The organism is Nostoc sp. 'Peltigera membranacea cyanobiont' 210A, assembly GCF_002246015.1.
Taxonomy (GTDB): Bacteria; Cyanobacteriota; Cyanobacteriia; order Cyanobacteriales; family Nostocaceae; genus Nostoc.
In genome coordinates, this window is record NZ_NOLJ01000001.1 from 415,261 (window position 1) to 429,000 (window position 13,740).

A 13,740-nucleotide genomic window follows, 5' to 3' on the forward strand; every position below is an offset into this window, starting at 1 on the left:
CTGAAGTATGAATGCTTTCTCTAGATTAATTGAGAAATAATATCTATAATTTAACACTATGGGAGTTAGTGCAGTTTGGTCTAAAATTGTGATGAATTGAGGGTTGAAATTTAAACGCAGAGGGGCGCAAAGTTAAGCGCAAAGGTACGCAGAGAATTTAATCACCTGAATTCATGTATTTAGCTCAATTATTTTTAATTTTTAATGGCAATCTCTCCAGTCATACCTGCTTCTGTATGTCCCGATATTGTACAACGTAAGCGAGTAGCAGCGATAAAATTTAGAGCTAGGAGTAACGTTAATATCACGTAGTTACGCCGTAATATTTGTACCAAAGCAGGAATTGTGAAACTAAGGGATTTAATTACAATTTCGTAAAAACATTTATAAATTTTCATCACTAATTCTCAAAAGGCAATGCTGATGAGCAGGAATAATTAATAGGTAGCGCGAAAAACCACTTTACCTATTCTTTATATTATCCATGCCCAGTGCCTTATCTCTACCTAATACTTTTCTCTGCTAACACAGATGGCCCAGCAGTAACGACTACGATTCGATCTGGGTGGAGTAACTCACGAGCCGCTTGATTAACTTGGGCAAGGGTGACTTTCTGGATTTTATCAGTGAAGGAGTGCAATTCTACTTTATCTAGTCCATAGACCTCATTCATCAGAATTCTATCTGTTAATTCCTCTGGGTTTGCCAGGGAAACGTTGTAGTTGCTGATGAGGGTGCGTTTAGCTGTTTCTACTTCTAGTGCAGTTACACCTTCTTGATGGATTTGCTGTAGCATCTGACGGGTACTAGCGATCGCTTTACTGCTATCTTCAGGACTAGTCTGCATCTCAATTAAAAATGTCCCTACATTCTTCCCAGCTTGGAAGGAGCTATAAATTCCATAGCTCAAACCTTGGCGATCGCGCACTTCTGCACCTAGTCTACTAGATAAGGTATCGCCTCCCAAAATCTGGTTCAATACTAAGGCTGCATGAAACCGAGGATCGTAACGGTTAATGCCTGTGTAACCCATATAAGTTACAGCTTGGGCTTTATCTGGTAAAACTGGGTTGACACTGACAATTTTCTCCGGCATTGCCACCGGGGGATATTTTAATGTGGGTGCTTTTCCGCTAACCTCCCAGTCTCCAAACTTATTTTTAATCAGCGATCGCACTTTGTCTAGATCGAAATCTCCCACCAGCGCTAGCACTGTTGTATCTGGGCGATAATGTTTAGTTTTGAAATCAATCACATCCCGGCGCTGAATCTGCTGTAAACTCTCCTCTGTGGGGAAGGTATGTAAGGGGTGTTTTTTCGGATAAATTGACTGAACAAATACTCTTCTGGCTACTTCTGATGGCTCATCTAATTCCTGTTGCAAATCAGTTAAAGTTTGTTGGCGATGCAGTTCTAACTCTTTGCTTGGAAAGCTACTATTTTTCACAACATCTGCTAACATCTCCAGGAGTATTGGCAAATCATCTGATAAACTATCACCTTCGATATGCACGCCTTCGCGGTAGGTTTGAAAGTCTAGACTTGCCCCTCGTTCTCCTAAGACTTTAGCAATAGTTAAAACATCCTTGCTCTTAGTGCCATTTAGCAAATTATCTGCCACAAAAGCAGCCAATCCAGCTTTATTCTCTGGATCGAATTCCGTCCCAGCTTGAATATAACCGCTCAAGGTAACGGTGGGAGTACTCCGATCGGGTAACAGTAATATCCGCAATCCGTTAGTCAATTTAAATTCCTGGGGTAAGACTTGGGGAATCGCATCTGTAGCCAAATCCACAGGTGGTAAGTATTTCATCACCTCAGAAAAAAGCACAGGTGCGCCAGGAGAGAAATTTTCTGTAGTTTGGGCTGAGTCTGGTTTGTCAGCAACTTCTGCTATCCGCTTCTGAGTTGGTTCAAAAAAGCCTACTGTCCGCGCTTCTTTCGTCAGGTATTTGTTAATCACAGCAACAACATCCGTTGGCTTCACCAGACGAACAGCAGCCAAATAGCGGTCTGTGTAGCGATAATCACCCACAGTTGTCTCATCAGTCCCCAATCGCATTGCTTGAGAGGTGATATCACGGTTACTCAAAATTACATCTGCTGTTAATTGAGTTTTAGCTCGTTCTACTTCCTCAGATGTCACACCTTTTTCTGCTACATTAGCGATCGCACTACTCAACATTGAGTCAATTTTTTTCAAATCTTGTTTAGAACCAGCCGTTACCAACACTTCATACCAGCCAGATTCTCGCAAACTGGTGACGGATGCTGTAACTTCACTAGCTAAACCTGATTCCACCAATGCCTGATAAAGTCTAGAATTCCGTCCCTCTGTCAAGATGTAATCCATCACATCCAGCGCCGGGACATCCGGTTGATTTGCATCCGGTAGCGGATACACCGCCTGTAATAGCCGTCCTGCTCCCGGTTCTCGCAATACTATGGGAGTGTTGAGGGCTGAGTGTTGAGTGCTGTTAGCGGTAGCGGGGCGTTTAGCCCGTGTTGAGTGTTGAGTGCTGAGTGATGGAGATGAGGGAGAAATAACTCCTGCCCCCTGCCTCCTGCCTCCTGCCTGGGTAATTTGCCAAACACCTCTTTAATTGTTTCAAGAGTATTTGCAGTTTGAAAATCTCCAACAATCACTAAGACGGCATTATCGGGACTGTAAAAATTGCGGTAATATTTTTCTACCTGCTCGACTTCAAATTTCTCGACATCAGCTTTAGTGCCACCTACAGGCAACCCATAAGCATGATTGGGAAACACCGCTTGCATGACAGCGCGGTTGAGACGATATTCTGGACTATTTTCGTAACCCTGCAACTCGGAAATTACTACCCGCTTTTCACTGGCTAATTGCTCCGGCTCAATCTGGGAATTTCGCATTCTGTCTGCTTCCAGCACCAAGAGCGCTTTCAGCTTGTTTCGCTCCACAGTACCGTAATATGCAGTTTGGTCATAGCTGGTAAAAGCATTGGAATCACTACCTAAAGCACTAAACAAACGTCCAAATTGAATTGGACGGTTTTTTGTACCTTTAAACATCATGTGTTCCAACTGGTGGGCAATGCCATTCACACCCGGTTCTTCGTTACGCGAGCCAACCTTGTACCACACCTGCACCGTCACTACTGGCGCAGTATGCACTTCCTTTGTCAGGACAGTTAGACCATTCTCCAGCACAGTTTTACGGACATTTTCTGTCAGTGTTGAGGGCATTATTCTTTTTGCTAGCAAGGTTGACTGATATTTTTCTTTGTTAGTAGATATCACTGGATGTTGGCTATGAGCAGGTCGATCGCTCAACAAAAAAACAGCTACTAGCCATAAACTTAAAAGTAATAACGGTAAGGGATATTTATAAAATTTAGAATAAAATTTGGAAAATCCATACATGTATTTAGCAGATTTATCTGTAAATTAAGTTACATAGTTATTTTGGAGAGTGACTACACTTTAATCTGGCGAAAAAATCTGTGACTTCAGTAACAATACAGAAAAACAATATATTAGCAACAAAGCTAATAAAAAAGCTAAATTACGGGAGTTTTGCTAAAATCCGAATGAATTCCAGAGGTAAACCATCAGTATCGGCGATGAAAGCCACTTCGTAAATGCGATCGCCTATTTGCTGTTGTGTCGGTTCTAAAAGCACCTTCAACGGTTCTAATCCTTCGGGTTGACTCTCAGCAGCTAGCGATACACGTTCTTGTAAACTTGTCAACCAGCTAGGTAAATCTGGTGTAATCTCAGTTAAATCGAACGAGAGATGATAATATCCCACATAATGTTCGTCAGCAAAAGCATCTGGGGCTGGTTTTGGTTCGGGAATTTGGATCAGTTCAATTCTGCCGCCCAATCCTTCCATCCAGCAAGCTAAGGTGTAGCCTGTGGTAAAGCGTTCTGAGATTGTAAACCCTAAAAGTTCGTAGAAAGCGATCGCTCGATGAATATTCGCAGTCCGAATAGAGGCGTGGTGCATATTAGTCCTTAGTCCTTAGTCCTTAGTCATTTGTCCTTTGTTATTCACTAATGACAAATGACTAATGACTAATGACCATTACTCAAACAACCTGAAATAAGGGTAGCGTACAGGGACACCAGGCTCTTTTTCCAAGTCAAAATTAATCACTTCCCAACAGTCATCTTCTGAAGTATCGGGGCTAAACTCCACGGGTAAACCGTACAAACGCGCCGCAGTAGCTTCTGGTTGTCCAGAACGCCAAGGCGTGCTGCGTTCTAAGTAGCCACTCATCAATTCCTGATAGCGTCGAGCAATAATTACTCGTGTTGCTCGAAAGCCTTGGGTATAGAGCTTATCTAATGCTTCGTGAATTTCAAAGCGAATACCATCAGGATGAGTATGTTGTCTATACCATTCATTATTCCACCTCCGCCAATGACGCCCCGATTGCAAATGGATTAATTCTCCATTTTTAGGATTAGCTTCAAACGCGCCATGACGCGGACACAAATAGGTATCTGTGAGTGTCAACGCCGGAATAGTCTGGCGACAATGGGGACACTGTATTTCCGGCCCAAACATCGGGTACTGCAAACCTGGATTCATCATGAAGTGCGTACAAACATAATTTTGTCTTCACCAGCACTAGTGGGTTGGATTATACACTTCGGCTCAACCACTTTGGGTTACTTGCTCGCTGCTGCATAGACACGGTGTTGCGGCAGGAACATTGTTCACTAGTGTTTTCCTCAGCGTAGAGGCTTGACGCTGTGATATCCTGGTTGTGCAACCAGCCTCAAAGGTTGGAGTTTCTCCAAGTGTTCCTGGGTACCATATTCATATTCTATCGTGTCTACCGCTTCTTACTGGACATCTCCTGATTTTTCTCAAGCTGCCTTTATTGCTGGCAATGCTGTTGTTATGGGTTCAGTAAATATAGCAACAGGAGTGAGCATTTGGTATGGCGCAGTGGTGAGGGGAGATGTAGAACGGATTGAAATTGGCGAATGCACAAATATTCAGGATGGTGCAATTTTACATGGTGATGCTGGTTTTCCAACAATCTTAGAAGATCATGTTACCGTAGGGCATCGCGCTGTAGTACATTCTGCTTACATTGAGCGTGGAAGTTTGATTGGCATTGGCGCAGTGATTTTAGATGGAGTACGAGTGGGCGCTGGTAGCATTATTGGTGCTGGCGCAGTAGTAACTAAAAATGTACCGCCTTTATCTCTAGTTGTCGGTATTCCAGGTAAAGTGTTACGCCAAGTAACAGATGTTGAAGCCGCAGAACTGATTGAACACGCTAAACGTTACCAAAAGTTAGCTTTAGTTCATGCTGGTAAGGGTACTGATATTGGCTTTAGCAAGGCTTAGAGAGTAGGGACAAGGGAGCAGGGGAGCAGGGGAGCAAGGAAGAAATAATTAATGCCCAATTCCAATCCTCAATACCCCATAATTTAAACATTCTTTACATTTGTATTTGGAAAAATTGCCCACTTCAGCTAAAAATAAAAATGAGAGCAGTTGACAAAACTTTAATTTCTACATAAGAGAGGGATTCTAGATATGGATATCGATTACCGTATAGCGATCGTTTTAGCACCAGTTGCCATTGCCGCTAGCTGGGCAGTGTTTAATATTGGCGCTGCGGCTTTAAGACAAATTCAAGGCTTTTTGGATAGAGAAGCTTAAATTCATTAATCGGGTATGGGGCACGGGGCATTGGGCATTGATTATTCACCTTGTCCCTTGTCCCCTTGTCCTCTTGTCTCCACTCCCCACTCCCATTCCTTGAATATCGATTCTGTAATACAACCCCTGCAACGCTTTGGTGTCCATCTGGGACTCGATCGCATTGTCAATCTATTGGCAAATCTTGGAAATCCCCATCACCAAGTCCCGGTAATTCATGTTGCTGGCACTAATGGCAAAGGTTCAGTCTGTGCCTATCTTTCCTCGGTACTCACTGAGGCTGGTTATCGTACAGGACGCTACACTTCCCCCCATTTAGTTGATTGGACGGAACGTATTTGTCTGAATGAACAGCCAATTTCCTCAGAGGAATTGAGTCAATTATTAGAAAAAGTCCAAGCGGTTATTCGCCCTGATGACGAATCGGCAACTCAGTTTGAAGTAATTACAGCAGCAGCTTGGTTATATTTTGCCCAGCAACAAGTTGATGTGGCTGTGGTAGAAGTTGGGCTAGGAGGGCGCTTAGATGCTACCAATGTCTGCTTGGAACCTTTGGTTACGCTCATTACTTCTATTAGCCGCGAACACTGGCAGCAACTTGGCCCTACCGTCGCTGATATTGCTAGAGAAAAAGCAGGTATTCTCAAACCTGGATGTCCCGTTGTGGTTGGGCCATTACCACCAGAGGCAGAGAAAGTGGTGCGATCGCGTGCCTTAGAATTACAATGCCCAATTTTTACACCTCAACCTGCCCGTGAAATCGCTACAGGATGGGCAGAGTATGAAACAATTCAAAATTCAAAATTCAAAATTCAAAATTCAAAATTAATTAAATACCCTTTGCCCTTAGTGGGACAAATTCAGTTAACTAATTCAGCTTTGGCAATAGCTGCTTTAGAAATTCTCCAACAACAGGGTTGGCAGATTTCAGAAAAAGCCATAATTAACGGCATGGCCAAAACTAAATGGCCGGGGCGAATGCAATGGACTACTTGGGAAAACCATAAATTATTACTTGATGGCGCTCATAATACCGCCGCCGCCCAAGTTCTCCGCCAGTATGTTGATAGCTTAGACGCAGTTAACCCCAAACCCATAAATTGGGTTATGGGAATGTTTGCCGATAAGGATCATACTGATATTTTTACTGCATTACTGCGACCAGGCGATCGCCTTTATTTAGTACCAATACCAGTAGAACCTTGGGCCGGTAGAACTTCCGCTAATCTAGACTACTTATCAAACCTAGCTTACAGCCTCTGCCCCCAATTAAGCGATCGCCAAATCCATCCAGATTTATTCACAGCACTAGCAGCCGCAACCTCAACCGCTACCACAGAAGATTTAATCGTTTTGTGTGGTTCCTTTTATTTAGTCGGCGATTTTTTAGCAACCACCAATATAATTCGTAAATCATAATTACGAATTACGAATTACGAATTACAAATTTACCTCTGATTCCACTCTTGCGCCGCATCTTCTACAGCTTTATCTACAGTTTTCTCCCCTAACATTGCTGCTTGCAAGTTCTCATAAACTGCCTTTTGCAGTTTATTAAAATCCTTCAAGGTAGGGGTTAATATTTCTGCCTTTGGCAGTTCTTGAGCACTCATAACTCGTGCTTTTTCTATTGTTGAAGCATTAGCTGGAATATCTTTAAAGTAAGTATCAGACAATGCTTTGATTGTAGAAGGTAGGACATTTGCAGCTTTAGCAAAGGCTAACTGATTTTCGTCATTGGTGACAAATAAAGCAAACTTCACAGCGCCATCTGGTTGTTTGCTATCGCGGGGAATAACTATGTTCATCACCGCAACATTTTTCTTACCTGTGTCACCAGTGAGTTGAGGTGCTATTTCTGAAGCTTGAGCAATTTTTGGGGCATTATTAGCGATCGTTTTCAGAAACTCTGGTCCAGAAGCTAGAAACGCAGTCTCTCCAGATTGGTATAAATCGATCGCGTGGCGATGTCCTTGGGTTAAAGCCTCTTTAGGAAGCAACCCTTTTTTATACAAGTCTACCCAATACTGAAACGCGGCTTTCCCTGGTGCTGAATTAAACGCTGCTTTACCCTCAGCATCTATTAAGGTGACTCCCATTTGCACGAAAGATTCCAGCACTTCACCAGAATCTTGCGGTACGAAAGTCACAAAAAAGGCATATTTACCCGTCTTGTCTTTAATTTGTTGCGCGGCTTGTGCCAATTCTGCGTAGGTTGCAGGGACTTTATTGATACCTGCCTGTTTTAATAAATCAGTGTTATAAATGGTTAACCGTGTGGTGAGATACCAGGGAATCCCAAAACTCTTACCATTAAGCGTGCTTGCTTTCCAGATATTCGGCAGATAGGAGGAACGTACATCATTTGGGACTTTCGCATCTAAATCTAACCAGGCATTTCGTCCGGCAAGTTGGGAAGCAAAACCCGGATTTAAGTTGACTACATCAGGTGGCGTTTTTGCGGAGACAGCTGTTAATATTTTGTTCTCCATTGCTGCCCAAGGTACATCAACCCAGTTAATCTTTATACCTGGATTTTGCGATTCAAAATTCGCAATTAGGCTTTTGAAGTAGTCGGTAAATTGAGGTTGGAGTTGCATTGTCCAAAACTCAACAGTTCCCACTCCTGAAGTAGCTTGTTTTGTACTTGTATTAACATTACCTGTGCTGCAACTTACAATCCAACTGGTTAATAAGCCAAGCAGTACCAAAGCAACAAGTTGTTTAAATTTTCGTAATTGAATCATTTTCCCAGTATTTTTACGCTTGATCAGTGTGAAAAGCTTAGACAGAATTGTTGAGACTATAGGTTAAATAAATTACCCGTAAAGACGTAATATATAACGCCTTTACTGCAACAAATTTAAATTTTCAATTTAGCAGTCCAGCGGGCACAACTGTGGTAAAAAGCTTCAATAGTCTGTTTGGCAAATCGAAGAAAGGGGTAGGCATTGAACTTGCTCCCGAACGGGTGAATGTTGTTCAGCTACGCAAGCAGGGTCAAGGCTTGAAACTAGAAATCTATACATCGGTAGCAGTTCCAGAAGGGATAGTTATCGATGGTCAAATCAGCGACCCTCCAGCAATGGCGCAATTAATCCAGCAGGCGCTAGCTGAAAGCAAAATCAAAACTTCTCATGTTGCTACTGGTGTACCAGGACGAGATTCTATCGTTCGGATTATACCAGTGCCAGCAGAGTTAGATGATAAAGAACTGCGGGAAATGGTGCTGAACCATGAAGCAGGTTTGTATTTACCTTATCCTCGTGAAGAGGCTGATGTAGATTATCAGAAACTTGGGTATTTTGTAGATGAAGATGGCATTGAAAAAGTACACGTCCTCCTAGTTGCCACCCGTAAGGAGATCACGGATACCTATATAAGTACCTTCGAGCAGGCAGGATTACACATTGATGTTTTAGAAATTAACAGTTTTGCTCTAATTCGGACTATTCGCGAACAACTGCGACAATTTGGCCCGCAAGAAGCAGCAGTACTAGTTGATATCGAGTTCGACAGTACAGAAATAGCCATCATCGTTAACGGAGTGCCGCAATTTTCGCGCACAGTCCCAATCGGGACTTATCAAATGCAAACTGCCTTAGCAAGGGCAATGAGCTTACCTACATCACGAGATATGGAACTGTTACACGGAATGGTTATTCCTGCAACTCCCATAGACGGCGGTAAAACTGGCGTTACCGAACTCGATCCTGGCATGGCTGCCATATTGAGAGTCTTGGGAGAACTAACGGATGAACTGCGCCGTTCCATCGATTTTTACCTGAATCAAAGTGAAAATTTGGAGGTAGCGCAGATTTTATTAGCTGGGCCAGGAGGTGGACTTCAACAGCTAGACGAATTTTTTACCCAACGATTGAGTTTGCCAACTACCCAAATAGATCCAATCGGGTCTTTATCTTTGGAAGTTGACACTGATAAATATCCACAGGTACAACGCTCTGGCTTGGCGATTGTACTTGGTCTAGGAATGCGGGAGGTGTAACAAAATGTACAGCCTAGATGTTAACTTTCTTAAAGACCGCCCAGCATTCCAGAAAAAGCCAGAGAGAAAGGGAGGAATATCTCTAAAATTTCCTACGGGGGATTTGACACTACTGTATGTGGGAGTTGCAGTAGGTATAGGTCTTCCGGCTTTATTAGGAGTTAGTTGGTGGTTGCTGCAAGGGAAGATTGTTGAATTAGATGGTCAGATTGCACAACTAGACCAAGAAAGCAAGAGGTTAGATACAGAAATAGGAAATATTAACAAAATCAAAGCCGAGACAAACGCAATTAAAGGGGAAACCCAAGCTTTAGTAACTGTATTTGACCAGATTCGTCCTTGGTCAGCAATGCTGCAAGATTTGCGCGATCGCATCCCAAGCGCAGTGCAAATCGAGAACATCAAGCAAATCCCACCCATTGCGGTAGCGGCAGGTCAGCCACCAAATAATCCCGCCGGGGGATTAGAAATTAACGGATTGGCTCGTTCCTTTAATGATGTCAATGATTTCTTATTGAGTTTACAACAGTCTCAGTTTTTAAAGCCCACAGAAACCAGAATTCTCACAGCAACGTTAGTAGAGGCTCCCTTAACAGCAAGTGCGAGTCAATCTTCTACTGATGTAATTATTAAACCACCTCAAGTAGTTAAATACACTATTCAATCGAGCATGAACGACGTTCCAGCGTCGGAATTAATTCGAGAGTTAGAAAAAAAAGGCACAGTGGGGTTAGTAACTCGAATTCGTAATATGCAACAAACAGGAGTCATTTCAAAATGACGCTGAGTGATGATTTAAATTTTGCCGAACATGGTGGGGAATTCGATCAGGCAGGGCCAGCCCCACGTGTGGTATTTGGTATTGCCTTCACACCAAAAATTATTGGGATCTTAGTGGGGGTAATTGGTTTAGCAGGAGCAGGTTATATATTGTTAAACCTGCTGATGCCAGCTTGGGAAAGCTATCAGCAGCAGCAAGCCAAAAGCACTGAACTGCAAGCGCAAATTGAGCAAAAAAAAGCCAATATCAAACAGATTGACAAAGTTAAAGACGAACTAGCACAGGCAAAGCAGCAAAAAGTTCAGGTTTTAAGTTTATTTGCTAACGAAAAAACCTTAGATACATTACTGTTGGATTTGAACCGCTTAATTGAGTCTGGTAATACTGCAACTTCTATTAATGCAGTAAGAGCCAAACTGAAGAAATATGTGCCAATTTCCCAAAAACCAGAACCGATTACCGATGGAAGTCTAGGAATAGGGGTTAACGGCAAGCTGCAACGCAGTACTATCAGCGCTGAGATTACAGCAACTTATGAACAAACACAATCGATAATTCGTAACATTGAGCGGTTACAGCCTTTGTTAATAGTTAAAGATTATCAAGCAACTTTGGCTCCAGCAGAGACAAGATCCCCATTAGATAAAACGCCGATGCAGGTAGGCCCAGCAGCGATTAATACATCATTCCAGTTACAGGTATTGATGCCACTTAGTCCAGAAGAAATAGCCGCAGCTGCTGCTACAGCTGCCCCGAAAAAGTAGTCACATTAGAGCTAGGACGAATAGAATTCGCGGCTACACAAGCGTAGACAAACCTTCCCGCAGACTAAGGAAATAATTGAGGGTTTTGAAACTCACGTTCGCCGTTGGCGTTTTTGCAGGGTAGGTGGGTAAAGTCTCGTGTAGTCAAAGCGCGGTCTTCTCCCACAGGAAGAGGCTAGCGCCAATGGGGTTTCCCCATAAGCAATTGGCGTGCGGTTTCTAACCGCCTAATCAAAATTGTATGTAAACAGGGTTTTATAAGGTGAGGAATGAACTGTGAAACAGCTTCACGGTAATAGTTTTATTTTAGGTACTGCCGCTTTTGTATTTTTGGCGGCTCAACCAGTTTGGGCACAAATTAGTCAAGTTACTAATGTCCAGTTAAATCCAGTTAATGGTGGAATTAGCGTTGCTTTGAAAACTTCTTCTGGGTCACGCCCCCAAGTTTTCACTACGAAAAGAGGCAAGGCTTTAGTCGCTGATCTTATCAACACTCAATTACGATTACCACAAGGTAATAGTTTTCGTCAAGATAACCCAGCACCAGGAATTGCATCTGTTGAGGTTAGTCAGCTTGATGCTAATAGTGTTCGGGTAACGGTAACTGGGAGCAACGATGCACCTGGCAGTCAACCTGTGATGCGATCGCCAAATGGAATTACACTCAGCTTTAGCCCTTCAACAGGCACTACAGCATCAGCGCCAACGCCAACAGCCCCAACAGCCCCAATATCCACAGCACCACCCGTTACTACTCCAGCCCAACCTGGTCAAAATCCAGGTGTTCTCGTTCCTAACCCGGAAGTAACTATTGACGGACAACCTGCACAAGCCGCTGGGCCAGGTCAACCTCTGAGTCAGGCTCCACCATTCTTACCTCGAGCCGTCGCCCCACCAGTGGGAGATATTGCTATTTCCGCTACCGATGCTTCTCCTAGCACCGTTGACTTAGCAACTCAGGAACGTGTACCTCGTCTAGTACTGCGAGATGCCCCAGTACGTGAGGTTTTATCATTGCTTGCCCGTGCTGCTGGTTTGAACTTAGCTTACGTCGGAGGTGAGCAAGGTGGTGGAGGTCAGGCAGGTGGCGGTGCTAATTCACCAGCAGTTTCTCAAACTATTTCTTTAGATATAGAAAATGAGCCAGTGCAAGATGTATTTAACTACGTTTTGCGCCTGAGTGGTTTAGAAGCTAACCGTAGTGGTCGTACAGTTTTTGTCGGAGCCAAACTACCTAATGCGACCCGTGATATGGTTATGCGTAGTATGCGACTCAATCAGGTAACGGTGGGAACCGCACTAAATTTTTTGGTTGGCTTAGGAGCAGAAAGTGCCGTCAGCCGCGAACGACAAGTTACCAGTGTTAGTGCCGTAGCCGTGGGTAATACGGCTGCTCCCATCACCCAAACTCAGACGACCACGGAAACCAGACTAGAAACCCAGCGCGCTAGTTTTCAAGACTCTAGTCCATTACTAAGAGGTTTACAGGCATTAGGAGACGAGCGCACCAATTCCCTGACCTTAATTGGCCCTCCTAGACTCATTGAGATTGCGATGGCTCAACTAACTCAGCTTGATATCCGCCGTCGTCAGGTGGTAGTCAACGTCAAGATTATTGATGTCAACCTCTCGAATATTCAGGACTACAACACTAGCTTTTCTTTTGGGGTTGGTAATAACTACTTTAGCAATGATGGTGGTGTCGCCTCTCTGAATTTTGGCGGTGCTAGACCAGCTACTAGTGATGAATCAAGAAATAGCTTGACTAGTACACCGATCATCAATAATGTTGCTAGCACTATTACATCACCATATAGGTTTACTAAAAGTCTTCTCGCTAGTTTGAAGGCTCAGGTTACAAATGGCAATGCCAAGATTTTGACCGACCCAACCCTAATTGTGCAAGAAGGTCAACAGGCTCTGGTGAATCTGACTCAAGAAGTAGTGGGAAATATAACCCTGGAAACAACGGATACTTCTGGTGGTTCTAGGACAGAAAGAACAATTGAGAAACAAAAAGTTGGCTTAACCTTGAGTGTAAAAATTGAGCGGATTGACGATAATGGGTTCGTTTCTCTATCGGTTGCTCCTACTGTCAGCGCTCCTTCCGCCTCACAAGATACAGGAAATGGACAAATTGTTTTAGTGTCTGAGCGCTCTCTTACTTCTGGCTTAATTCGCTTACGGGATGGTCAAACACTGATTCTGAGTGGTATAATACAAGACCAAGATCGGACAGCTGTCTCCAAAATTCCTATCTTAGGCGATCTCCCACTGATTGGTTCGCTATTTAGAAGTACAAACCGACAGAACCAGCGTCAAGAGGTAATTGTGTTGCTTACACCTCAGATTATGGACGACTCTGAGAACTCCTCCTACGGCTATAACTATGCCCCTAGCCCTGAAGTGCGGCAAATCCTTGAGCGTCGTGGGTTGAAGAGTCCTGGCAGGTAATTAAAGATAATTAGTAGGTGAATCACCTCTGCTAAAGGCTCAGATCCCCAACTTCTTAAAGAAGTTGGGGATC

At 43.5% G+C, this 13,740-nt stretch carries 10 protein-coding genes and 1 pseudogene; 7 read left to right on the forward strand and 4 right to left on the reverse strand.

All coding sequences use genetic code 11. The features are described from left to right. Positions 1-502 precede the first annotated feature (502 nt). The 3 genes and pseudogenes from CDG76_RS01765 to CDG76_RS01780 form a co-directional block, all read right to left on the reverse strand. A pseudogene (locus CDG76_RS01765) lies at positions 503-3,399 on the reverse strand (M16 family metallopeptidase). Between the two features lie 142 nt (positions 3,400-3,541). Then, the gene (locus CDG76_RS01775; RefSeq protein ID WP_094347389.1) at positions 3,542-3,985 is read right to left on the reverse strand and encodes a VOC family protein; all 444 of its coding nucleotides are present in this window, start codon (positions 3,983-3,985) and stop codon (positions 3,542-3,544) included. Positions 3,986-4,063: 78 nt separating this feature from the next. Next, complete coding sequence (locus tag CDG76_RS01780; protein ID WP_442937507.1) at positions 4,064-4,573, reverse strand: TIGR02652 family protein; 510 nt, start codon at positions 4,571-4,573, stop codon at positions 4,064-4,066. 243 nt (positions 4,574-4,816) lie between these two features. Here CDG76_RS01780 and CDG76_RS01790 point away from each other — a divergent pair, with 243 nt between their 5' ends. From CDG76_RS01790 to CDG76_RS01800, 3 genes are all read left to right on the forward strand, one after another. After that, positions 4,817-5,344: a gamma carbonic anhydrase family protein gene (locus CDG76_RS01790; RefSeq protein ID WP_094347391.1), complete on the forward strand. Its 528-nt coding sequence runs from the start codon at positions 4,817-4,819 to the stop codon at positions 5,342-5,344. A gap of 192 nt (positions 5,345-5,536) precedes the next feature. Further along, positions 5,537-5,662 (forward strand): photosystem II protein Y, encoded by a 126-nt coding sequence (locus CDG76_RS01795; RefSeq protein ID WP_069072075.1) that lies wholly within the window; start codon positions 5,537-5,539, stop codon positions 5,660-5,662. Between the two features lie 99 nt (positions 5,663-5,761). Continuing rightward, entirely contained in the window at positions 5,762-7,081 is a 1,320-nt protein-coding gene (locus CDG76_RS01800) for a bifunctional folylpolyglutamate synthase/dihydrofolate synthase (protein ID WP_094347910.1), read from the forward strand. A gap of 29 nt (positions 7,082-7,110) precedes the next feature. Here CDG76_RS01800 and CDG76_RS01805 read toward each other — a convergent pair whose 3' ends face one another. Then, positions 7,111-8,409: an ABC transporter substrate-binding protein gene (locus CDG76_RS01805; protein ID WP_094347392.1), complete on the reverse strand. Its 1,299-nt coding sequence runs from the start codon at positions 8,407-8,409 to the stop codon at positions 7,111-7,113. 152 nt (positions 8,410-8,561) lie between these two features. Between CDG76_RS01805 and pilM the strand changes: the two genes are divergently transcribed. From pilM to CDG76_RS01825, 4 genes are all read left to right on the forward strand, one after another. Continuing rightward, complete coding sequence (gene pilM, locus CDG76_RS01810) at positions 8,562-9,668, forward strand: type IV pilus assembly protein PilM (RefSeq protein ID WP_094347393.1); 1,107 nt, start codon at positions 8,562-8,564, stop codon at positions 9,666-9,668. A 4-nt stretch (positions 9,669-9,672) separates the two neighbouring features. Beyond that, positions 9,673-10,449: a PilN domain-containing protein gene (locus CDG76_RS01815; protein ID WP_094347394.1), complete on the forward strand. Its 777-nt coding sequence runs from the start codon at positions 9,673-9,675 to the stop codon at positions 10,447-10,449. Continuing rightward, entirely contained in the window at positions 10,446-11,213 is a 768-nt protein-coding gene (locus CDG76_RS01820) for a pilus assembly protein PilO (protein ID WP_094347395.1), read from the forward strand. Before CDG76_RS01815 ends, CDG76_RS01820 begins: the two co-directional genes overlap by 4 nt. A 276-nt stretch (positions 11,214-11,489) precedes the next feature. Further along, a complete protein-coding gene (locus CDG76_RS01825) occupies positions 11,490-13,667 on the forward strand; it encodes a type IV pilus secretin family protein (RefSeq protein WP_094347396.1) in 2,178 nt (725 codons plus the stop codon). The last annotated feature ends 73 nt before the right edge of the window (positions 13,668-13,740 follow it).

Excerpts from the sequence above, each read along its gene's own strand:
- CDG76_RS01775 (WP_094347389.1), bottom strand. The coding sequence starts at position 3,985 with ATGCACCACGCCTCTATTCGGACTGCGAATATTCATCGAGCGATCGCT.
- CDG76_RS01780 (WP_442937507.1), bottom strand. The coding sequence starts at position 4,573 with ATGAATCCAGGTTTGCAGTACCCGATGTTTGGGCCGGAAATACAGTGT.
- CDG76_RS01795 (WP_069072075.1), top strand. The coding sequence starts at position 5,537 with ATGGATATCGATTACCGTATAGCGATCGTTTTAGCACCAGTTGCCATT.
- CDG76_RS01805 (WP_094347392.1), bottom strand. The coding sequence starts at position 8,409 with ATGATTCAATTACGAAAATTTAAACAACTTGTTGCTTTGGTACTGCTT.
- CDG76_RS01815 (WP_094347394.1), top strand. The coding sequence starts at position 9,673 with ATGTACAGCCTAGATGTTAACTTTCTTAAAGACCGCCCAGCATTCCAG.
- CDG76_RS01820 (WP_094347395.1), top strand. The coding sequence starts at position 10,446 with ATGACGCTGAGTGATGATTTAAATTTTGCCGAACATGGTGGGGAATTC.